The organism is Streptomyces sp. NPDC087906, assembly GCF_055584925.1.
Genome location: NZ_JBVJLC010000003.1, coordinates 503986 through 525725, shown reverse-complemented (window position 1 = coordinate 525725; position 21740 = coordinate 503986). Strand labels below are relative to the sequence as shown.

15 protein-coding genes are annotated in these 21740 nt (G+C 72.5%); 7 read left to right on the top strand and 8 right to left on the bottom strand.

What is annotated here, in order from left to right; genetic code table 11:
- The first annotated feature begins 102 nt into the window (after nt 1–102).
- Together rsgA and ACZ63I_RS11775 are read left to right on the top strand one after the other, a co-directional pair.
- A complete protein-coding gene (gene rsgA, locus ACZ63I_RS11780) occupies nt 103–1209 on the top strand; it encodes a ribosome small subunit-dependent GTPase A (RefSeq protein ID WP_469337769.1) in 1107 nt (368 codons plus the stop codon).
- A gap of 69 nt (nt 1210–1278) precedes the next feature.
- Nucleotides 1279–2751 carry a bifunctional transcriptional activator/DNA repair enzyme AdaA gene (locus ACZ63I_RS11775; RefSeq protein WP_469337767.1) on the top strand — a complete coding sequence of 491 codons (1473 nt, stop codon included), beginning with the start codon at nt 1279–1281 and terminating at the stop codon, nt 2749–2751.
- 54 nt (nt 2752–2805) lie between these two features.
- Here the strand turns inward: ACZ63I_RS11775 and ACZ63I_RS11770 are convergent, their stop codons facing one another.
- The 3 genes from ACZ63I_RS11770 to ACZ63I_RS11760 all read right to left on the bottom strand — a co-directional run bounded on the left by ACZ63I_RS11770 (nt 2806) and on the right by ACZ63I_RS11760 (nt 4809).
- Nucleotides 2806–3171: a PPOX class F420-dependent oxidoreductase gene (locus tag ACZ63I_RS11770; protein WP_328583901.1), complete on the bottom strand. Its 366-nt coding sequence runs from the start codon at nt 3169–3171 to the stop codon at nt 2806–2808.
- Between the two features lie 139 nt (nt 3172–3310).
- Nucleotides 3311–3793 (bottom strand): DUF456 domain-containing protein, encoded by a 483-nt coding sequence (locus ACZ63I_RS11765; protein ID WP_469337765.1) that lies wholly within the window; start codon nt 3791–3793, stop codon nt 3311–3313.
- Nucleotides 3794–3816: 23 nt separating this feature from the next.
- Entirely contained in the window at nt 3817–4809 is a 993-nt protein-coding gene (locus ACZ63I_RS11760; protein ID WP_469337763.1) for a helix-turn-helix domain-containing protein, read from the bottom strand.
- 355 nt (nt 4810–5164) lie between these two features.
- Here ACZ63I_RS11760 and ACZ63I_RS11755 point away from each other — a divergent pair, with 355 nt between their 5' ends.
- A complete protein-coding gene (locus tag ACZ63I_RS11755; RefSeq protein WP_469337761.1) occupies nt 5165–7165 on the top strand; it encodes a protein phosphatase 2C domain-containing protein in 2001 nt (666 codons plus the stop codon).
- Between the two features lie 63 nt (nt 7166–7228).
- The gene (locus ACZ63I_RS11750) at nt 7229–8971 is read left to right on the top strand and encodes a pyruvate dehydrogenase (protein ID WP_469337759.1); all 1743 of its coding nucleotides are present in this window, start codon (nt 7229–7231) and stop codon (nt 8969–8971) included.
- Nucleotides 8972–9106: 135 nt separating this feature from the next.
- Here the strand turns inward: ACZ63I_RS11750 and ACZ63I_RS11745 are convergent, their stop codons facing one another.
- Nucleotides 9107–10177: a DUF2637 domain-containing protein gene (locus tag ACZ63I_RS11745; protein ID WP_469337757.1), complete on the bottom strand. Its 1071-nt coding sequence runs from the start codon at nt 10175–10177 to the stop codon at nt 9107–9109.
- A gap of 294 nt (nt 10178–10471) precedes the next feature.
- Nucleotides 10472–11356 (bottom strand): (2Fe-2S)-binding protein, encoded by an 885-nt coding sequence (locus ACZ63I_RS11740; protein WP_469337756.1) that lies wholly within the window; start codon nt 11354–11356, stop codon nt 10472–10474.
- A gap of 315 nt (nt 11357–11671) precedes the next feature.
- Here ACZ63I_RS11740 and ACZ63I_RS11735 point away from each other — a divergent pair, with 315 nt between their 5' ends.
- The 3 genes from ACZ63I_RS11735 (at nt 11672) to ACZ63I_RS11725 (ending at nt 16023) form a co-directional block, all read left to right on the top strand.
- On the top strand, nt 11672–12373 hold the full coding sequence (locus ACZ63I_RS11735; protein ID WP_469337754.1) for a GntR family transcriptional regulator: 702 nt from the start codon (nt 11672–11674) through the stop codon (nt 12371–12373).
- 117 nt (nt 12374–12490) lie between these two features.
- Complete coding sequence (locus tag ACZ63I_RS11730) at nt 12491–14239, top strand: ABC transporter transmembrane domain-containing protein (protein ID WP_469337752.1); 1749 nt, start codon at nt 12491–12493, stop codon at nt 14237–14239.
- On the top strand, nt 14236–16023 hold the full coding sequence (locus ACZ63I_RS11725) for an ABC transporter ATP-binding protein (RefSeq protein WP_469337750.1): 1788 nt from the start codon (nt 14236–14238) through the stop codon (nt 16021–16023). The genes ACZ63I_RS11730 and ACZ63I_RS11725 overlap by 4 nt, the downstream gene beginning before the upstream one ends.
- Nucleotides 16024–18239: 2216 nt before the next feature.
- On the opposite strand, the gene ACZ63I_RS11720 is transcribed toward ACZ63I_RS11725, so the two are convergent.
- From ACZ63I_RS11720 to ACZ63I_RS11710, 3 genes are all read right to left on the bottom strand, one after another.
- On the bottom strand, nt 18240–18611 hold the full coding sequence (locus ACZ63I_RS11720) for a hypothetical protein (protein WP_469337749.1): 372 nt from the start codon (nt 18609–18611) through the stop codon (nt 18240–18242).
- Nucleotides 18612–18679: 68 nt separating this feature from the next.
- Nucleotides 18680–19459 carry a hypothetical protein gene (locus ACZ63I_RS11715; RefSeq protein WP_469337748.1) on the bottom strand — a complete coding sequence of 260 codons (780 nt, stop codon included), beginning with the start codon at nt 19457–19459 and terminating at the stop codon, nt 18680–18682.
- 341 nt (nt 19460–19800) lie between these two features.
- Nucleotides 19801–21597, bottom strand: coding sequence for a PucR family transcriptional regulator (locus ACZ63I_RS11710; protein WP_469338350.1), 1797 nt, complete (start codon nt 21595–21597; stop codon nt 19801–19803).
- Nucleotides 21598–21740: the final 143 nt, after the last annotated feature.

Sequence of the window (21740 nt, the reverse complement as noted above, 5' to 3'; positions counted from 1 at the left end):
TCCGGAAGTTCATCAAGTCCACTTCCGTGGTCTCCGGCTGACCTCTTTACTTCCCGCGCCCGTGAGCGCGGTGCCGGGGCCACCCTTGTGAAGGGTCCCACCTTGTCTTTCTCTCCATCTCATCTCCCTTCTTCGCATCCTCTCGCCCTGTACGGGTGGGACGACGCGTGGGAAGCGGCGTTCGCCGCCCACGCCGAGCGGGGGCTCGTGCCCGGCCGTGTCGTGCGGGTGGACCGCGGGCAGTGCGATGTCGTCACCGCCGAAGGTCTCGTACGCGCCGACACCGCGTACGTCGTGCCGCGCGACCCGCTGCGGGTGATCTGCACCGGGGACTGGGCCGCCGTCGACCCGTCGGGCGACCCGCGTTTCGTACGGGACTATCTGCCGCGCCGGACCTCGTTCGTCCGGTCGACCTCGTCCAAACGGTCCGAGGGGCAGATCCTCGCCGCCAACATCGACCACACGGTCGTGGCCGTCTCCCTCGCCGTCGAACTCGACCTCGGCCGGGTCGAGCGCTTTCTCGCGCTGGCCTGGGAGAGCGGTGCGACGCCGCTGCTCGTCCTCACCAAGGCCGACCTGGTCGGCGACCCCGCTGTGCTCGCCCACACCGTCCAGGACGTCGAAACCGCGGCGCCCGGCGTGCAGGTGCTGGTCGTCAGCTCCGAGACGGGCGAGGGCATCGACGTACTCTCCGCCGTGCTCGCCGGCGGTACGGCGGTGCTGCTGGGTGCCTCCGGCGCGGGGAAGTCCACCCTCGCCAACGCGCTCGTCGGCGAGGACGTGATGGGGGTGGAGGCCATCCGGGACGTCGACGGCAAGGGCCGGCACACCACCACGACCCGCAACCTCCTCACGCTGCCCGGCGGCGGGGTGCTCATCGACACCCCCGGGCTGCGCGGCGTCGGGCTGTGGGACGCCGAGACCGGCGTCGGACAGGTCTTCGCCGAGATCGAGGAACTGGCCGCGCAGTGCCGCTTCCACGACTGCGGCCATGTCGCGGAACCGGGCTGCGCCGTGCTCGCCGCCGTCGAGGACGGCTCGCTCCAGGACCGGCGGCTGGAGAGCTACCGCAAACTCATCCGGGAGAACCAGTACATCGTCGCCAAGACCGACGCACGGGCCCGCGCGGAACTCCGGCGCGTCTGGAAGATGCGGGGAGCGCAGGGCAAGGCCGCCATGGAGGCCAAGCGCGGCGGCCGTATCCGGTGACAGAACCGCACTGACGGTGCTGTCCGAATCCCGCGAGTGCGGTGGCCGCGGCTGCCGCACACTGGACCCATGACGGACGAGGAGACCCGGTACGAAGCGGTGACCAGCCGCGATGCCCGATTCGACGGCGTGTTCTTCTTCGCCGTCGAGACCACGGGCATCTACTGCCGCCCGAGCTGCCCCGCGGTGACCCCGAAGCGGAAGAACGTACGGTTCTTCCGCACCGCCGCAGCGGCCCAGGGGCACGGCTTCCGCGCCTGCCGCCGGTGCAGGCCGGACGCCGTGCCCGGGTCCGCCGAGTGGAACGTACGCGCCGACGTCGTCGGTCGTGCCATGCGCATGATCGGCGACGGCGTCGTGGACCGCGAAGGCGTACCGGGGCTCGCCGAGCGGCTCGGCTACAGTACCCGCCAGGTGCAGCGCCAGCTCAACGCCGAACTCGGCGCGGGTCCCGTCGCGCTCGCCCGCGCCCAACGCGCCCACACCGCCCGGGTGCTGCTCCAGACCACCGTGCTGCCGATCACCGACATCGCGTTCGGCGCGGGCTTCGCCAGCGTCAGGCAGTTCAACGACACGGTCCGGCAGATCTACGCCCGCACCCCCAGCGAACTGCGCAAGGAGAGCGGCACCCGGCTCGGCACCTCCCGCGCCCCCGCGCTCGCGGGTGTGCCGCTACGGCTCGCGTTCCGCGGCCCGTACGGCGCACGCGACGTCTTCGATCTGCTCGCCCGCGAGGCGATCCCCGGCGTCGAGGAGATCACCGGCACCCCGGGCCGCCGCACCTACCGGCGCACCCTGCGGCTGCCGCACGGTCCGGGCGTCGTCACCGTGGACGAACGCAGGCAGGGACAGGGACGGGGGCAGGGGCAGGGGCATGGACGGGGGCAGGGACTGGGGCAGAGGCAGGCCCCGGTCGGTCGCGGCGGGTGGCTGGAGGCCCGGATCCAGCTCGGCGATCTGCGCGACCTGACCACCGCCGTACAGCGGCTGCGCCGGCTCCTCGACCTCGACGCCGATCCGTACGCCGTGGACGAACGGCTCGGCGCCGACCCGAGGCTCGCGCCGCTCGTGGCCGCCCGCCCAGGGCTGCGCTCGCCGGGCGCCGCCGAGCCCGAGGAGTACGCGCTGCGCGCCCTCCTCGGCCAGGAGGCGGCGGCGCGCCTCGTCGAGACGTACGGGGAGGACATCCCCGAGCCGTGCGGCGGGCTGACCCGGCTGTTCCCCGCGCCGTCGGCCCTGCGCGACCACCCGGTGGCGGGACCGCTCGCCGCCGCGCTCGCCGACGGCGCCGTACGACTCGACCCCGGCGCCGACCGCGACGAGGCGGAGAAGGCGCTGCTGTCGGTCGCGGGGATCACGCCGCGGATCGCCGCGCTGATCCGGATGCGGGCGCTCGGTGACCCGGACATCTGGCCGCCGTCGGCCGGCGAGCCGGGCGCTGAGGAGGAGACCGGGGCGTGGCGGCCCTGGCGCTCCTACGCGGCCCGGCATCTGCGCGATACGCCGGTGCTCGCCGGTCCTCCGACGGCCGTCGGCTCGTGACGGCCGTCAGCCCTTGACGCCGTCAGCCCTTGACGCCGTCAGCTCGTGACGCCGTCAGTCGAGACCCCAGCTATGGATCTTGCGCGGGTGGATCCGGATCAACTCCTCGCTGAAGTGCGGACCGAGATCATGCGGCCCCGTCAACAGCTCGGCCTCGCCCCGGATGTCGACCCCGCGCACCGTCCACGGCCGCAGACTGACGATGTCGTCGACGACGAGCGCCACCCGGGGATTGGACTGGAGATTGCGCCATTTCTTCGTGGTGCCGAGCGAATACCCGCCGACCAGGATCGTGCCGTCCTCCTGCGGGAAGAAGCCGACCGGATTGGCCTGCGGCTGCCCCTTGGGGTCGACGGTGGCCAGCCGTCCCAGCCGCTGGGACTTGAGATAGGCGCTCTCGGCCTCGCTGAATGCGGTCATGCGCCCAGCGTCACATGCCCGCCGCACCGACGCGCCGACGCACAGGTCCCGGGCGGCGCACCGGTCCCGCGCCGATCCCGGGCGGGCCTCGGTGAACGGGCCGTCAGATCAGCCCCGGACAGTGCCGGACCGGGAGCGGTCAGCCCCAGATCAGTACGCCCAGCCAGGCACCGATCGCCAGCAGGCACGAGAGCAGCTCCACCAGCAGCGAGTAGCCCGCGCTGCGCATGATCGTCCGGGTCGACCCCCAGGCGTTCCTGCGGCTGCCGAGCCGGACCCGCTCGGCGCCGTAGACACCCCCGACGAACCCGATCACCGCGCCCACCACCGGCACCACGAAGAAGCCGACGATGCCGGCGGCCCCGCCCATCACCAGCACCCGCCGAGGCGCACCTGTCCTGCCGGTCCGCCGCGAGGGCAGGATGGGTCTCAGCGCCAGGTTGACCAGCAGCAGCACCGTCGCCCCCACCAGTACGGCCCAGGCGAGCGCGGTCTTTTCCGAGAACGCCCACCACAGCACGGCGGCCCAGACGATCGCCTGTCCGGGCACACCGGGGACGAGGACGCCGATCAGACCGAGCAGCATGACCAGTCCGACCAGCACGAGCTGCCACACGTCCATCTGCCCAGCCTGCCGGAATCAGCTCATTTCCGCAGTTCGCGAGCCACCCACCCGCGCTCGTACGCGTGCCAGCCGAGCTGCAGCCGGGTCGTCACCCCGCTCAGCTCCATCAGCCCCTTCACCCGCCGCTGCACGGTACGCAGGCCGAGATCGAGCTGTTTGGCGACACTGGCGTCGGTCATCCCGGCGAGCAGCAGCGACAGGATCTCCAGATCCGTGCCGTCAGGGCCGGGCAGCTCGCCCTCCGCCGCCGCGCCCCTGCCGTCCAGCCGCAGCGGGCGCGACTCCCGCCACACCGCCTCGAACAGGCTGAGCAGCGACTCCAGCAGCCCGCTGGCATGGATGACCAGCGCGGCGGGCTCGGCGCCCGGCCCGGTCAGCGGCACCATCGCCAGCGCCCGGTCGGCGATCACCAGCTTCGTGGGAAGCCGCTCGGCCACCCTGACCTGCTCGTCCCGGCCGAGCGCCGCGACCAGCTCCCCGATACCGGCGGGCTCGGCGAGCGCCTCGCGCTCGATGACCACCCGGTACGTGACGCCCCTGTCCGTGGCCTGTGCCTCGGCCTCGTTGTCCCCGCCCGTCACCGCGACCGGACGCCCGGTGACCAGGGCGCAGACCTCCTGGCCCGCCCCGAGCTGCAACTGGAGGAAGCGGTGCGAGACGGCGGCCGCCCCGGTCACCATCTCGACCAGATCGTGCACGGCCGGTTCGGTGGCCTCGGCGCGGTACTCCTCGGCGAGCAGCGCCGCCGCCAGCTCCGCCCGCTCCAGCTCGTGCCGCTGCTGGGTGAGCAGCGCGCCCAGCGCGACCCCCGGCGGCGCGGCGACCCAGCGGCCGGTACGGGACGACGACTGCGCCGCGAGCCCGTGCCGTTCCAGCTTGCGCAGCGCCCGTTCCGTTTCCGGTTCGGGCAGCGCGAGCCGGTGCGCGAGATCCGCGACATCGGCGGCGCCGATCGCCACGAGCGCGCGGTAGGCGGACTCCTGTCTCTCGTCGAGACCTATTGCTCCCAGCACCCCTCGCACCCCTCCCTACGCCACCGGCGCGTGCTGGCGGATACCAGCCACGGCGTAAACCCGCCGCGCCTATCATCCCCGTACCGGTCGCCACTCTGCCAAGGTGGGGCATCACAGCAGCAACAGACCTCGGTCATATGCCTTTTGGGTACGCCCTGGGTACGCTTGACCGTGGATGTGCTCGGGCGCGTGATGCGCCCTGCTTGTCCTGTGAACGTCTGCCGGGCGTCCTTCCTGTGGGGGGTAGGGCCGCCCGGCGGACTCCAGGGACGTGCGCGGCGGCCGGGACCGGCCGCCGCCGTTATTTTTCCGGATGCTCCGTTTTCTGGTCCCTCCGGCGGTCGACAATAGGGGCATGAGTCAACAGGGGGAGAGGTCGACCACCGACGACTGGTGGAACCGGTTGTACGACGAGACCACTCCGGACACCGGCCCCACGGCAGCGACGGACGACACACTCGACGACCGCTTCGATTCGGCGGCGGACACCGTGGGGGCGGCGGATCCGACGGATCCGACCCCGGCGGACCCGCCGGACGCGACCGGGGGCCCGGCAGCGGTCGCCGGCTCGGCAGTCCGCGACCCGGCGCCGGAACCGGCCGACGCACCGCAGCCGCAACCGCAGCCGCTACCCGTGGATCCGCCGCGCGCCGAACGGCCGCGCACGGAACGGCCGCCGCGTCCGGCCCGGCCGCCCGCCGCCCGTCATCAGCCGGATGTCCACCACCAGCCGGATGTCCGCCGCCCACCGGCCGCAGCACCGCCGCCCGAGACCGGCCCGCCCGGCCCGGCCGACCCGCCGGGACCGCGGCCCCGGCGTCCGCGCGCCTGGTGGGAGCCGCCGCCACCGCCGACCCCCGCACCGCCGGTCTCGCCGGCCGCGGCGCCCACGGCGAAGCCGGCCGTCCCGGCGCCGCCGTCACCCACGGCACCGCCCGCCGCCACCCCCGTACCGGCACCCGCTCCCGTACCGCCCCCGCCGCCGACTCCCGCCCCGGCACCCGCCCCGGCACCCGCCCCGGCACCCGCACCCGCGCCTCCACGGCAGCGCGCGCCGTGGGAGCCGCCCGTCGCTTACGACCCGTCCGACGCGCGCCCGCTGCCGGGCCGCGCCGCCGCCCCGCCGCCGGTTCCGCTTACGCCTCCGGTTGCGCCTCCGCCCACCCCCACGCCTCCGGTGACACCTCCACTGCCGCCGGTCCCGCCGCGAGCCGAGTACGCGGACGAGTACGCCGAGCAGCAGCCCGAGCAGCAGCCTGCGAAGCAGCCCCAGAAGCCGACCACGCAACCGGAGAGACTGGCGGAGAGCCCCGTGGAGAACACCGCCATCGGCGACAGAGGTCTCGGAGATCTCGGAGGTCTCGGAGGTCTCGTACGGCCCGGCATCGCCTACGTGGGCGACCGGCCGCCCACGTACGACCCCGAGCCCACCGCCCTCGCCCCCGCCGACTACGACGACCTCGGCGCGCTCGTCGCCGACACCGTCCTCGACGGCGCCCGCTACGGCACGTACACCCTGCGGGCCGCTTCCGTACGCGGCGACTCCGCGCGCTACCGCGGCGAGCCGCGCAGGGACGCGCTGCTGACGGCGCGCTTCGGCAGCGGCGCCGGCGCGCTCGTGCTGGTGGCCGTCGCCAGCGGCGCCCGCGCGACCGAAGGGGCGCATCGCGCGGCGGCCGACGCGTGCCACTGGATCGGCGGCGCCGTCGGGCGCAGCCACAGCCGGCTCTCCGACGACATACGGAGCGGCCGCAGGGGCGATCTCAAGTCCGGTCTGCACCGGCTCACCGACCGCAGCTTCGGCAAGCTCCGCTCCCGCGCAGCCGAGCTGGGCGTCGAACCGCAGGAGTACACGGCGGGGCTGCGCTGCCTCCTGCTGTCCGCCGATCCGGAGTGCAGGACCCGGGTCTTCTTCGGCGTGGGCCCCGGCGGCCTCTTCCGGCTCAGGGACGGCGTCTGGCAGGACCTGGAGCCGCCGGCCCCGGACCCCGGGGCGGTCACGGGCGAGGCGGTCGTCGGCTTCGGCGCCCAGCCCGCCGAGACCCCCGACGGGGACAGGCTGACCATGGACCTCGGGATCACGACGGCGCCCGCGCCGCATGTCGACGAGCCGGCCCCGGCCCCCGCCGAGCCGTTCCGGTTCCGCGCGTCCGTCGCCCGGCCTGGCGACACGCTCCTGCTGTGCGGACCGGGTCTCTCCGAGCCGCTGCGCGGCGGTCCTGAGCTGGCCGCTGCGCTGGCCGAGCGCTGGGCCGCCGCCGAGCCGCCCGGTCTTGTGGAGTTCCTGGCCGACACCCAGTTGCGGATGAAGGGGTACGCCGACGACCGCACGGCCGTCGCCGTCTGGGAGGCGTAACCGCGCGGGACATGGGTTGATGGACACCGGAACCGGACCTCACACCGGAAGGGTGCGCCTCCCATGGCCAAGCAGAACGTGGCGGAGCAGTTCGTCGACATCCTCGTCAAGGCGGGTGTCCAGCGGCTGTACGGGGTCGTCGGCGACAGTCTCAACCCTGTCGTCGACGCCATCCGCCGCACCCCGGGCCTCGACTGGGTGCAGGTACGGCACGAGGAGACCGCTGCCTTCGCCGCCGGGGCCGAGGCGCAGATCAGCGGCAAGCTCGCCGCCTGCGCCGGCTCCTGCGGGCCCGGCAATCTGCATCTCATCAACGGCCTGTACGACGCGCACCGCTCGATGGCCCCGGTGCTCGCCCTCGCCTCGCACATCCCGTCCAGCGAGATCGGGCTGAGCTACTTCCAGGAGACCCATCCGGACCAGTTGTTCCGGGAGTGTTCCCACTACAGCGAGATGATCTCCAACCCGAAGCAGATGCCACGGGTGCTCCAGACGGCGATCCAGCACGCCGTCGGCCAGAGCGGAGTGAGTGTGGTGACCCTGCCGGGCGACATCGCCTCGGCCCCCGCGCCCGAGCGCGCCTCGGAGCAGGCACTGGTCACCTCGCGACCTTCGGTACGGCCGGGCGACGCGGAGATCGAGAAGCTGGCGCGGATGATCGACGAGGCCGACCGGGTCACCCTCTTCTGCGGCAGCGGCACGGCGGGCGCGCATGCCGAGGTGATGGAGTTCGCCGAACGGATCAAGTCCCCGGTTGGGCACGCGCTGCGCGGCAAGGAGTGGATCCAGTACGACAACCCGTTCGACGTCGGCATGAGCGGGCTGCTGGGTTACGGCGCCGCCTACGAGGCCACGCACGAGTGCGATCTGCTGATCCTGCTCGGTACGGACTTCCCGTACAACGCCTTCCTCCCGGACGATGTCAAGATCGCGCAGGTGGACATCAGGCCGGAACACCTGGGCCGCCGCTCCAAGCTGGATCTCGCGGTGTGGGGAGATGTGCGCGAGACGCTGCTGGGGCTCACCCCCCGGGTGCGGGCGAAGACCGACCGCCGGTTCCTCGACAAGATGCTGAAGAAGCACGCCGAGGCGCTGGAGGGCGTGGTCAAGGCGTACACCCGCAGGGTCGAGAAGCACACCCCGATCCATCCGGAGTACGTGGCGGCCGTGCTGGACGATCTCGCCGACGAGGACGCCGTGTTCACCGTCGACACCGGCATGTGCAACGTGTGGGCGGCGCGTTATCTCACCCCGAACGGACGGCGCCGGGTGATCGGATCGTTCAGCCACGGCTCGATGGCCAACGCGCTGCCGCAGGCCATCGGCGCGCAGTTCATCGACCGGGACCGGCAGGTTGTCTCGATGTCGGGCGACGGCGGATTCTCCATGCTGATGGGCGACTTCCTCACGCTGGTCCAGCACGATCTGCCGGTGAAGGTCGTCCTGTTCAACAACTCGGCGCTCGGGATGGTCGAGTTGGAGATGATGGTGGCGGGCCTGCCCGCTTACGGAACCACCAACCACAACCCGGACTTCGCCGCCATCGCGCGTGCGGCGGGGGCGTACGGGGTGCGGGTCGAGAAGCCGAAGCAGTTGGAGGGCGCGCTCAAGGACGCCTTCAAGCACAAGGGTCCCGCGCTGGTCGACGTGGTGACCGACCCGAACGCGCTGTCCATCCCGCCGAAGATCAGCGCGGACATGGTCACCGGCTTCGCGCTCTCCGCCAGCAAGATCGTGCTGGACGGGGGAGTCGGCCGCATGGTGCAGATGGCCCGCTCCAACCTGCGCAACGTGCCACGGCCTTGACGCACTGTCCGGCGCCGCACTGCCCAGTGCCGCGCTGTCGGTGCCGCACACCGAAGCGGGCCGGTACGAACGACTGAGCGGGCCGGTACGACGTCTCCGTCGTACCGACCCGCTCCGATCCGAACTGGTCCTGACTCAGCCGAACTGCTGCTCAAGGTCCTTGAGCTTGCGCTCAAGGGAGTCGAGCCTCGGCAGTGCCTGGGTGTCGTCCTCCGCCGTGAGGTCCACGGTACGTGGAGTCTCAGTGCCTTTGACCGCCTGAAGGGACGGCCACGAGCGCTGCGGATCCGGTTCCCGCTGGGGGAGGGGTTCGGGCTCCGATAGCGCAGGCTCCGATGAGCCGACGGCCGCCGGAGCCGAACCCGATGCGGTCAGTGCGGGGACCTGACGGCCACCGCGACCACGCGGCCAGGAGCGGTGCTGCCGGTTGAGCGCCCTTATCTGCGCCCGGTCCAGCTTCCCCTGTTCGCGCCTGCGGTGCCTGGTCTGCTCCTGCTGACGCTTGTCCTCGCGGACTTCTTCGACCGCTTCGTCCAGCGTACGAACGCCCTCGAGCAGCATCAGCGACCAGGCGCCGAAGGTCTCGCGGGGCGCACGCAGCCACCGTACGATCCTGATCTGCGGCAACGGGCGCGGCACCAGGCCCTGTTCGCGCAGTGCGGCCCTGCGGGTCTGCTTCAGCGCGCGGTCGAAGAGCACCGCTGACGAGAGAGACATCCCCGCGAAGAACTGGGGCGCGCCGGCGTGGCCGAACCCCCGCGGCGCGTGGACCCAGTTGAACCAGGCGGCAGCGCCGGCGAACAGCCACACGAGCAGCCGCGAGCCGAGAGCGGCGTCACCGTGGCTGGCCTCGCGCACGGCGAGCACGGAGCAGAACATCGCCGCGCCGTCGAGGCCGAACGGAACCAAGTACTCCCATCCGTCGGTGAGGTTGAGGTTTTCCTGGCCGAAGCCGACCAGGCCGTGGAAGGAGAGCGCGGCGGCCACCGCAGCACAGCAGAAGAGCAGTGCGTAGGAGGCCGTGCCGTAGATCGCTTCCTTCCGTCTGCGGCGTTCTTCCTGGCGTTCCCAGGAATCCTCGGAGCCGGCCGCAGCCTTGACACTCGCGCGCTTGCCGCGCGCGAGCACTGCCACCGCCGCCAGGATTCCGACGAGCAGCACGCCGCCGGGAAGCAGCCAGTCGAGCGATATGTCGGTCAGACGCATGCGGTGTTCCTTGCATCGCAGTAGGACGTTTCGGGCGCCATAATGGCGGAAGAAGGGTGTCCCACAGAGGGTTTCGGGACAAGAGAACGCCAACGGGGCGTCGAGTTACGCAAATAGGCGCGTTCGGCTAGAACTGCCGTGCGGCATGCGGCTGTCATGTTTGATTAATATCACCCTTGCGAGTGGCGTTGAACTCGGGGTGACGATCCGTCAGACCCACCGCCGAGCTTCCGCCGCAGGATGCCTTCCTGAGTGGTGTGACGTGGGCGTGTCGAGGGTGTGTCGCGGGGTGTGTCAGGCCTGGTCGGCGGGGTGCGCCGCGGCCTCGGCCGTGGCCTCTGCCGCGAGTTTCGCCACCCGGTCGGCGTCACACGTGCGCGGGCAGGTGACACACGTGTCGTCCGGCCGCAGTGTGTAGTAGAGGCAGCAGCTCGCCCGGTCGCGCGTCGGCAGCGGTTCGCCGGCCGCCCCGGTCAGCTCGCGGAAGCCGGGCGTACCCACGTACGGCCGTACGCCGCCCGGCAGCAGCAGTTCGAGCTCGGCCATCGCGCGCGGCTCCTCGTCCACCAACGAGCCGACGTACCAGAGCCCTTCGACGATCTCGTCGGTCGCCATGCCCCACAGCGCCCGCGGGCCACGGCGCATCCGTGGTGCGAACACGTCCAGGAGCGGGCCGAGATGCTCGGCGACGGCGGCCCGTACCTCGGCGCGCAGCGCCTCCTCGTCCGGTACGACACGGGCGCCGGGCAGCCCCGCCGCCGGGTCGTCGGGCAGGCATGCGAATTCCCCGGTCCTGACGGCCATTCGGCCGAGCGTCCGGTGGAAGGCGACGGACCCGGCCGGCAGCCGGGGCACGCGCCGCTGGAAGAACCACGGCACGGTGATCAGCAGGCAGGCGGGCCACGCGTAGCGGTGCAGGCCGAAGGTGGCGACCACGTCGGGCCGGGCCTCCTGGCCGTAGTCCCGCACCACCTGGGCCGCGTCCCACGCCAGGAACTCGTCCAGGACGGGACCGCCGGCCGCGAGGTCGCCCGCGCACAGCCAGCCGGCGCCGGACGGCAGTGGTTCACGCCCCGTGATCTCGTCCACCCGCAGCCCCGGGGACACCTCGGTCAGCCGCGTGTAGGCGGCGGCGACCGGCGAGGTGGACAAGCTGGGCAGCAGGGTGGACAGGCTCATGCGGGGACCACCGAATCACGTTCGTTGACAGGCAAGGCTTACCTTACCCGATGTGATCGGTGTTTGAACTGGGAGCGGGGCCGCCTATCGTGCAGAGGAGCATCGGCCGCCCCTGACCCGGGCGGGGACCTGACAGGCCGCCGGAGGTGGACCCGAGTGGAGCAGAGCGGTACGCGTGACACGGGGGCCGCTGCCGCGTCGGCTGCGTCTGCGTCTGCGGCTGTGTCTACACCTGCGTCGGGCGCGTCGGATGCGCCGGGCCCCGGATTGGCCGCCTCGGCTCCGTCCGGGCCCTCCGCTGCCTGTTCGTCCGGCGTGGATCCGTACGACCCGGTCCGGCTCCCGGAGCAGGCGCGCGGCGAGCACACGCACAGTGAACCGCCCGCCCCGCTGCCGGTGCGCCGCCACTCGGTGCGCGGACAGATACTCGCCGCGCTGCGGGCCGCGCTCGTCAGCGGCGAGCTGGCGCCCGGCGGTGTGTACTCCGCGCCCGCGCTCGGTGAGCGGTTCGGCGTCTCCGCCACGCCCGTGCGCGAGGCGATGCAGCAGCTCGCCGTCGAGGGCGCCGTCGAGGTCGTACCCAACCGGGGGTTCAGAATCGCCGAGCGCAGCGCCGGTGAACTGGCCCAACTCGCCGAGGTGCGGGCGCTGTTGGAGGTGCCGGTGATGCTGCGGCTGGCCCGTACCGTCCCCGCCGAACGCTGGGCCGCGCTGCGGCCCTTGGCCGACGAGACGGGCGCCGCCGCCGCGCGCGGCGACCGCGCCGCGTACGCCGACCGGGACAGGGCCTTCCACCGGGCGCTGCTCTCGCTGTCCGGCAACCAGCAGTTGGTCATGCTCGCCGACGACCTGCACCGCCGCTCGCAGTGGCCGCTGATGAGCGCACCGGCCACGCGCCGCGCGGATCTCGTCGCCGACGCCGCCGAGCACCAAGCGCTCCTCGACGCGCTGACGGCGCGGGACCTGCCGGTGGTGCGGTCGCTCGTGAGCGAACACTTCACAGGTGCTTCGCGCTGAGGGTTGACGCCTCCGGTGCGGGGCCCCTCCGGTGCGGGGCCCCTTCGGTGTGACGTGTGACCCCTGCCGGGAGACCCGCAGCCCGGCCCACATGGGCATTTGACTAGGGTCTTCCCCATGAGTGGCGCCTACATGAACCCGGGAGAGCCCGACCGGCGCAGTGCCGCGCGCTACCTCTGGTGGCTGGCCGCGAGCCAGCCCCGCCGTATCGCCGCCGGGGCCACCCTCGGCAGCCTCTGGATGATCGCCCTCACCCTGCCGCCGTTCCTGCTCTCGCACGCCATCGACGACGGCCTGCGCCCTGCCCGGCGCGACGCGCTGCTCGGCTGGTCGGCCGCGCTGCTCGGCGTCGGCATCCTCAACGCCTGGCTCGCGATCATGCGCCACCGCACCATGACCAGGATCCGGACGGACGCCGCACTGCGCACGGTGCAGACCGTGGTCGAGCACGCGACGCGGCTCGGCGCCACACTCCCGCGCCGGGTCACGGCGGGAGAGCTGGTCACCATCGGCTTCGGCGATGTCGCGATGATGGCCGACACCCTGACCGTGACCGGGCCGGGCGTCGGCGCCGTGCTCTCGTATGTCGTCGTCGCCGTAATGCTGTTGACCATCTCACCGCTGCTCGCGGTGGTCGTGGTGCTGGGCGTGCCGGTGCTCGTGCTGCTGATCGGACCGCTGCTGGGCCGGCTGCGGGTGGTGGAGACCTCGTACCGCGCGCAGCAGAGCGAGCTGGCCGCCCGGGTCGCCGACATGGTGGGCGGGCTGCGTGTCCTCGGCGGTCTCGGGGGCAAGGACGCGTACGCGGCGCGCTACCGGCGCGGTTCGCGGCGGCTGAGCACCGAGGGGTACCGGGTGGGGGCTGTGACGAGCTGGATCCAGGCCCTCGGGGTCGGCCTGCCCGCGCTGTTCCTCGCCGCCGTGACGTGGCTGAGCGCGCGGATGGCGGCCCGGGGGACGATCAGCGCGGGCGATCTTGTCGCGGTCTACGGTTACGTGGCTGTCCTCGTCGTGCCGGTCTCGTTCTTCATCGAGGGCGGGTACGACGTCAGCCGCGGGCTGGTCGCGGCCCGCCGTGTCACGCACTTCCTGAACCTCCGCCCCGAGGCGGACGACGACAGCGGGACCGCGCGGGTGGCGGCGCCCGCGGGACCGTCCACACTGCGCGACCCCGACTCCGGTGTGGAGATCGAACCGGGGAGGATGACCGCGCTCGTCTCGGCCCGGCCCGAGGAAACGGCCGAAGTGGTCGACCGGGTGGGCCGGTTCGCCCGCTCGGCAGCCACCTGGGGTGGCGTACGGCTCGACGCCGTCGCCCTGGCGGACGTACGGGAACGGATCCTGGTCGCCGACAACGAAGCCGACCTGTTCTCGGGCACACTGCGCGCCGTCGTGGAGGGCCGGTCGGAGCGCAGGGAAGAGGCCATAGCAGAGGCCGTACGTACGGCAGTTGCCGACGACATCGTCCAAGGGCTGCCCGCAGGACTGGACTCGGCGATCGACGCACAGGGCCGCAACCTGTCGGGCGGCCAGCGTCAACGTGTGCGGCTGGTGCGGGCGTTGCTGGCCGACCCCGAGGTGCTGCTCGCCGTCGAACCGACCTCGGCGGTCGACGCCCACACCGAGGCCGCCCTCGCCGCGCGGCTGCACGCGACGCGCGCCGGGCGTACGACGGTGGTCACCAGCACCTCGCCGCTGCTGCTGGATCACGCGGACGCCGTCTGCTACCTGGTCGACGGGCGGGTGGCGGCGGTGGGGACGCACCACGAGCTGCTGGGATCGACGCCGGGATACCGGGAGTTGGTGTCGCGGGGCGCGGGGGAGGATGCAGGGGAGGACCCGGGCGAGGGGGGCACGGCTCGATGACCGGCCACGACGACTCCTCCGCGCTGCCGCTGCCGCTGCCCGTCGCGACGCAGCGCCAAGTCCGGCGTGCCGCGCTGCGGTTGATCGGGCGGGACCGTGGCGCGTTCGGCCTGATGCTCCTACTCAACGCGGCGGCGGCGGCCGTCGGCCTCGTCGGACCGTGGCTGCTCGGGCGCATCGTCAACGTGGTCGGTGCGGGCGGGGGGAACGGCGCCGTCGGCAAGGTCGACCGGTACGCGTACGCGATCGTGGCCTGCGCGCTCGCCCAGCTCGTCCTCACCCGTTACGCGGGGTACGTGGGCCACCGCTTCGGTGAACGGACCTCGGCCCGTGTCCGCGAACAGTTCGTCGACCGGGCACTCGACCTGCCGGTCGCCGTGGTGGAGCGCGCCGGCACCGGCGATCTGACGTCGCGGGGCACCACCGACGTCGTGGCGGTGGGCAGCACACTGCGCGATGCGGGACCCGAGATCGCGATCGCCGCGATCCAGGCGGTGTTCATCGTCGGCGCCGTACTCGTCCTCGATCCGCTGCTCGGCGTGTGCGGCCTGCTGGGCCTGTTCGGCATCGTGGCCGCCGCGCGCTGGTATCTGCGCCGCGCCCGTACGGCCTACCTCCGCCAGGGCGAGGCCAACTCGGCCCTGGCCGAGGTGATCACCACCACGGCCACGGGCGCGCGTACGGTCGAGGCGCTGGGTCTCCAGGAGCGCCGGATCGCGGCCGGCCGAGAGGCCAACGGCACGTGGCTGCGGTCCCGGATGCGGACGTTGCGGCTGCGCAGTGTGCTCTTCCCGTCGATCGACATCTCGTACGTGATCCCCGTCGTCGCCGTACTGCTGGTCGGCGGGACGCTGCTCGACCACGGCGCGGTCAGCCTGGGGACGGTCGTCTCCTGCGCCCTGTATCTGCGGCAGTTGTCGCAGCCGCTGGACGTGATCCTGCAGCAGATGGAGAGCCTGCAGAGCAGCGGAGCCGCGTTCGCGAGGGTCGAGGGCCTCGAACTGGCCCCGCGCGTACGGCCGTCCACGGGCCCGGTCCCGGCGGACGACCGCATCGAGGTGACAGGCGTCCACTACGCGTACGACGGCGGCCGCGACGTGCTGCGCGGCGTCGACCTGACGGTCCGTCCGGGCGAACGGCTGGCCCTCGTCGGCCCGTCGGGAGCGGGGAAGTCCACGCTGGGCAGACTGCTCGTCGGCATCGACCGACCGGCCCGTGGCACGGTGACGGTGGGCGGCGTACCGGTCGCGGACCTGGACCCCGACGAGTTGCGCCGGCAGGTCGTGCTCGTGACGCAGGAGCACCACGTCTTCCACGACACGGTCCGCGACAACCTGCTGATCGCGGCCCCGGCCGCCACGGACGAAGAACTGTGGTCGGCGCTGGGAGTGGTGGGCGCGGATTGGGTCCGGCGCCTGGTGGAGAGCCTGGACACGGAACTGGGCGCGGGCAGACACCCGCTCAACGGCGCGCAGTCGCAGCAACTGGCCCTGGCCAGAGTCGTACTGGCCGACCCGCACACCCTGATCCTGGACGAGGCGACAGCACTCCTGGACCCAACAACGGCCCGCCACACAGAACGCGCCCTGGCCGCGGTCCTGAAGGGCCGCACGGTCATAGCGATAGCCCACCGCCTCCACACAGCCCGCGACGCGGACCGCGTGGCGGTGATGAGGGACGGCCACCTGACGGAACTGGGCACCCACGAGGAACTGGTAGGGCAGAAGGGCGAGTACGCGTCGCTGTGGCAGTCGTGGCAGTCGTGGCAGGGAAGCAGCGGGTGACGGTGACGGGTGCCACGTGTCAGTTGAATGGGGGACTCGGGCTGGCTCGGCGTGTGCAGGTCAGGGCGGCATGAGCCGGGCCCTGGGCGACCGCCGAGATTAGGCGGCTGTAGGGCCGCCCCCTGAGGTGTGAGTGTCGCGGCTCCGGTCCGGGCGTCAAGGGCGCTCCTTCGTCGCGTCGGCTGCGCCGATTCCGCTGCGCTTCACCCTTGACCCCCGAACCTCCACCGCAAGGGAAGGCTGGGGGGGCGGCCGGGGGGAACCACGGACCAGACCGGCCGTTGTGACGGGTGCTTGCCCGGGTGCGGGTGCCGCGCGGCAGTTGCGTGGGGCGACTCGGGCTGGCTAAGCGTCCGCCCCGGCGGGTGGTCGGCTGGGATGCATGCCCCGCTGGTCACTGGGGGTTGTCAGGTGCGGGCGAGTGCGCATGGGCCGGGGATTGTGCGGGCCGGAGGGATTAGCCGCCCGTGGGGCCGCCCCCTGGGGTTTGAGTGTCGCGGTTGCGGTCCGGGCGTCAAGGGCGCTCCTTCGTCGCGTCGCTTCGCGATGGGCTGCGCCCACCCTTGACCCCCGGCCCTCCACCGCAAGTACCTCTTTTTTGGGGGGGGCGGCCGGGGGGACCACGGGCTGGCTGGGTTCGCGGTGACGGGTGCTTGGCCGACTGCGGGTGCCACGCACCAGTTGCGTGGGGTGACTCGGCCCGTCTCGGCGTCCACCCCCACCGGGTAGTAGCTGAGACTCATGCCCCGCTGGTCACTAGGGGTGGGTGGTGGGACGGGTGGGACGAGGGATTGTTTGTGGGGCAGCCGTCGGGCGCCTTTTGCGTGGGGAGTTGCGTTCAGCGCGCATCAGGGCGCATCAGGCTGGTGGAGGCACCCGGTGGGTGAATCGGATGTGTCGGATGTGACGGAAGATGCCTTTTGGGGCGGCTATGTGGAGCCTTATGTGTGGGCGGTTGCGTTGAGGGCGCATCAGGCCGAATCAGGCCGGTGGAGCGTCCGAGCGGCGGGGTGGGTGCGACCTGTGGGGTACCCCGACGGGGGCTGCGAGTGCCCGCCCGCGCAACAGGTCCGGCCGACCGTCCACTTCCACCCCCGTCGTCAGGCCCATCTATGGCCTGGGTGCCCTCTACAGCGCACCTAACGCAACGCCCCACGCATAAGGCACGGGACAGTCGCCCCACGGACCATCCCGCGTCCCTCCCGTCACACCCGCCTCACCGCCGGGCTCGTTCCACCGGCCGGGTGCGCCCTATGGCGCGCCTAACGCAACTCCCCACGCAATAGGCTCCGGACGAGCGCCCTAGGAGCCGTCCCCTGTCACCCCAGTCACACCCGCTCCACCGCCGGGGTCGCTCCACCGGCCGGGTGCGCCCTGTGGCGCGCTGAACGCAACCACCCACGCAAAAGGCTCCGGACCGCCGCCCCAGGAGCCGTCCCTCGTCACCCCAGTCACACCCGTCCCACCCACCGGCCCGTTGCCCTGGCCCCGCTTCCTCCGCCAGGGCGCCCTCCCGTCCCACCACCCACCCCGAGTGACCAGCGGGGCATGTGTCTCAGCTACTACCCGGTGGGGGTGGACGCTTAGCCAGCCCGAGTCACCCCATGCAACTGGTGCGTGGCACCCGCAGTCGGCCGAGCACCCGTCACCGCGATCCCAGCTTGCCCGTGGTCCCCCCGGCCGCCCCCCCCAAAAAAGAGGTACTTGCGGTGGAGGGCCGGGAGTCAAGGGTGACCGCAGGTCATCGCGAAGCGACGCGACGTAGGAGCGCCCTTGACGCCCGGACCGGAACCGCGACACTCACACCTCAGGGGGCGGCCCTACGGGCGGCTAATCCCTCCGGTCCGCACAGCTTCGGGCCCATGCGCACTCACCAGCACCCACTCACCCCCAGTGACCAGCGGGGCATGCGTCCCCGCCGACCACCCGCCGGGGCGGACGCCGAGCCTGCCCGAGTCGCCCCATGCAACCGCCGCGCGGCACCCGCACCCGGGCAAGCACCCGTTACACCGCTCCCGGACCGCAACCGCGACACTCAAACCTCAGGGGGGCGGTCCCACGGGCGGCTAATCCAGCGGGGCATGCGTCCCCGCCGACCACCCGCCGGGGCAGACGCCGAGACTGCCCGAGTCGCCCCACGCAACCGCCGCGCGGCACCCGCACCAGCGGGGGATGCCCCAGCTTGCGGCACCGTGGCGTGACCCCGAGTGAGCTGTCTAGACCCATCCCTCGTCGAGGTGGATCGTCCAGGCGTCTCCTACCGCCCTGTTCAATTCGACCAGGGCCGCGACCTCCCCCATGACTGGCGGTGCTTCGGACAGCCGCATCGGGGAGTCCGGGACATCGTGCCGGGTGTAGGTCGGCAACTCGCCGTTACAGATGAAGGCGTGGAGCGGTGGAGGACCTGGGCTGAACCATGCGGGGCGGTGTTCCTCCGCCCACGCGGCTGCGGCGTCGACGCGGGCCACCTGCGTCAGCAGGTGCTCGGGGGCCGGCCCGTCGCTGAACTGTACGAGGAAGCCCTCGGTGTCGACGGCCCACCAGTCCCACGTGAATCCGGGTCGGGGGTGCCGCAGGATCGTCGCCATGCCCGCCACCGTACTGAGAACTCCGGACGAATGATCTCCGACGTTGTACCCGGGCCCCCGCCCCACCCTCAGACCGTCGCCGTCGGTGGTGTCAACTGCTCCGCCAGCCACGTCGGGACGCCGTCCAAGAGGCGGACCAGGCGGGTGGCTTCTGTGCGTAGGCGGGTGGCTTCCGGTTCTGGTTCGGCTTCCGCCAGGGCGGCCAGGGCCGGGGCTGTGCCTACCAGGTAGCCCAACTCCTCGCTCAGGCGCAGCGATTCGCTGAAGCCGTGTCTCGCCTCCGCCAGTTCGCCGTCCCTGAGTGCCAGTCCCGCCAAGTGGCGCCACGTGAGCGAGAGCAGCAGTTGGTCACCCTGCGCCGTCGCCGACGCGTGGGCGCGGCCGTATGCCGCGCGGGCCGACTGGGGGGAGTCGGAGAGGTGTTCGGCGATCAGGCCGCGGCGGAAGTCGAGCAGCCCGCGGCCGGGCGCCGTCGGGTCGAGCAGCGCCGCTGCTCGGCCGAGCGCGGCGCGGGCCTCGTCCGCGCGGTCCCGGACGCCGAGCCACGTCGAGGCGTACGCGAGATGACCGCGTTCGCAGGCGGCGGCGCCGCGTTCGTCGTCCTCGTGGGCGATGGCCTCCGCCGTACGCAGGGCGTCCTCCGCGTCGGCCCAGCCGCTTCCGGTGTACAGGCACCGTTCGACGAGGAGCGCGGCCCGCTGGAGCGCCGGGGCCGCCGTGCCGGTGTGCGGTGCGAGCAGGGCTGCTGCGTCGGTCCAACAGCCGCGCGAGCGCAGCCGCCATACCGCGGTCTGGAGTGGGTCGTCCCCGGCAGTGGTTCCGGTACCAGACATGGCGGTATGCGCCACATTGCCCTCCCCTAGCGCGCCATTGTGCTGTTGAGTGTGAGACGCATCTCAACACGGATAGGCACGCCGGGCCAATAGGTTAGGTGAAAGTTTTCACAATCTCTTGGTCGTCAACGCGGGCCGCGACCCCGCCCCGATCCGGCCGCCACGCCTCGCTCACGCCCCTCACCTGCGGTGAGGCCGGCGTCACAGAGATCGTCCAGGTCTGTCATGCACCCGCCGTGGCCGACCGGTTGGATCTCCACGTGACCTTTTCGGGTGAGGCGGTCAACCTGGCACGCGGTGACGCCGACCCGTGGCAGGCGGAAGCCCGCCCCACGGGCCGCGCTTCGAACCGCCCCTCAACTCATCCGCAGCGCCAGGAAGAAGTCCAACTTGTCTTCCAGCCGCGACAGATCACGGCCCGTCAACTGCTCGATCCGCCCGATCCGGTACCGCAGCGTGTTCACATGCAGATGCAGTCGCGCGGCGCAGCGCGTCCATGAGCCGTCGCAGTCCAGGAACGCCTCAAGCGTGGGGATCAGCTCAGCGCGGTGCCGGCGGTCGTAGTCCCGCAGCGGGTCGAGCAGCCTCGCGGTGAAGGCCCGGCGTACGTCGTCGGGGACGAACGGCAGCAGCAGTACGTGCGAGGCCAGCTCGTGGTGGCCCGCGGCGCAGACCCGGCCCGGCCGCGTCGCCGCCACCCGGCGGGCGTGCCGTGCCTCCTCCAGGGCGCCGCGCAGCCCCTCGGCCGAGTGGACGGCCGCGCTCACACCGAGGGTCAGCCGGCCGTCGTCCGCCAGCCCGGCGGACAGCGGTGCCTGTACGGCGGCCAGGAGCACATCGGCCCGCAGCCCCGGCCCGGCGTCTACGGCCTCCCCCAGCGCTTCCTCCTCAACAGCCCCGCCCGGCTCCGTCGCCTCCGCCTCCGCCACCGCCGGCGGTACGAGCGGTACCAGCGCGACCGCCTCGTCGCCGACCTGCGCCACGGCGATACGGTCCGACGGATCGGCCCCCGCGATCGTCGGATCGACCAGGATCTCCTCCAGCAGCGACTGCGCCACAGGACCGTGGCCCACCGCCGCCGCCCCGTCCGTACCGCCCCGCGTCCACTCGACCCTGGCCACCACGACCTGCCAGTGCGGCGCCGTGTCGAGCCCCGGCAGGAGCACCGGCGCCGCGACCCGCAGCCGCGCGGCGATCTCGGCGGGCGGCGCGCCCGCCTGGACGAGTTCGAGGATCTCCTGCGCGAGCCTGCGCCGTACCGTACGGGCGCCGTCGCGCCGGTCCCGTTCCACCGCGATGAGCTGGGTGACGCCCTGCAGCAGATCGAGCCGGGCCGTCGGCCACTCGCCGGCGTCAGCCTCGACGGCGAGCAGCCACTCCGAGAGCACCGCCTCGCGCGGATCCCGCGCCGTTCCCGAGGGAAGCACTCCTGAGGAAACCGCCCCCGCCCCCGATACCCCGGCTCCCAGCGGCGTCTCGACACGCCCGGCGTTGCGTACCGCGAAGAGTGAATACGCCGTACCGTCCAGCGTCACCCGGTAAGGCCCCCGCCGTCCCGTACGCGTCGCCGCCATGTGCTCGCCCGCGAGCCGGGCCGCCCGCGCCGCCGACAGCGGTTCGCCGGAGCCCGCGATCTGCCGGCCGGCCGGGGAGAGTACCCAGGCCCGCAGGTCGAGGTCCGAGCCCAGCAGGTCGAGGACGACATCGGGGCCGCCGCCCGCAGGACCCGCCGTCATCAGCCTGCGGTGCCGGTCGACGACGGCGGCCAGATCCCCGGCGCGCTCCCCGGACACCTGCCGCACCACGTGCTCGGTGATCGTCGCGAAGGCAACGTCCTCGCTCACCGCGAAGAGCGGCAGCCGGTGGCGTACGCACGCCTCCACCAGATCGTCCGGGATGCCGTTGAGCCCCGCGTCTCCCGCCGCGAGCCCGGTGACGCCTGAGCCCGCGAGGATGCGTACGAACGGCTCGGAGTCGGCCGCCTCATGCCGCCAGGCGAGCCCCGTGAGCACCAGTTCGCCGCCCGTCAGATAGCGGCTCGGGTCGCGCAGGTCGGTGGTCATCACGCCCCGCACCGGCCGGTCGAGTTCGTCGGCGCCGCCGAGGAGGCGCAGGCCGAGCGCCTCGGTTTCCAGCAGTGCGCGCAGCCGCATCTCGTCGCCGCCGATCTTTTTTCGTCGCTCAGGGGTGGGTACAGCCGCCAGGACACGCACCGTGCGCGCACCGTCCGCCTCGTCTTTTGTTCGAATCTACAAGACCGCGAACCCGCCCAGCCAACTCCTTCATGGTTTCGGTG

What these genes read in the sequence shown, in the direction of transcription:
- ACZ63I_RS11720 (WP_469337749.1), bottom strand. Translation starts at nt 18,611, where the DNA reads ATGGCGACGATCCTGCGGCACCCCCGACCCGGATTCACGTGGGACTGG.
- ACZ63I_RS11710 (WP_469338350.1), bottom strand. Translation starts at nt 21,597, where the DNA reads ATGCGGCTGCGCGCACTGCTGGAAACCGAGGCGCTCGGCCTGCGCCTC.
- ACZ63I_RS11730 (WP_469337752.1), top strand. Translation starts at nt 12,491, where the DNA reads ATGAGTGGCGCCTACATGAACCCGGGAGAGCCCGACCGGCGCAGTGCC.
- ACZ63I_RS11725 (WP_469337750.1), top strand. Translation starts at nt 14,236, where the DNA reads ATGACCGGCCACGACGACTCCTCCGCGCTGCCGCTGCCGCTGCCCGTC.
- ACZ63I_RS11775 (WP_469337767.1), top strand. Translation starts at nt 1,279, where the DNA reads ATGACGGACGAGGAGACCCGGTACGAAGCGGTGACCAGCCGCGATGCC.
- ACZ63I_RS11745 (WP_469337757.1), bottom strand. Translation starts at nt 10,177, where the DNA reads ATGCGTCTGACCGACATATCGCTCGACTGGCTGCTTCCCGGCGGCGTG.
- ACZ63I_RS11740 (WP_469337756.1), bottom strand. Translation starts at nt 11,356, where the DNA reads ATGAGCCTGTCCACCCTGCTGCCCAGCTTGTCCACCTCGCCGGTCGCC.
- ACZ63I_RS11755 (WP_469337761.1), top strand. Translation starts at nt 5,165, where the DNA reads ATGAGTCAACAGGGGGAGAGGTCGACCACCGACGACTGGTGGAACCGG.
- ACZ63I_RS11765 (WP_469337765.1), bottom strand. Translation starts at nt 3,793, where the DNA reads ATGGACGTGTGGCAGCTCGTGCTGGTCGGACTGGTCATGCTGCTCGGT.
- ACZ63I_RS11770 (WP_328583901.1), bottom strand. Translation starts at nt 3,171, where the DNA reads ATGACCGCATTCAGCGAGGCCGAGAGCGCCTATCTCAAGTCCCAGCGG.
- ACZ63I_RS11750 (WP_469337759.1), top strand. Translation starts at nt 7,229, where the DNA reads ATGGCCAAGCAGAACGTGGCGGAGCAGTTCGTCGACATCCTCGTCAAG.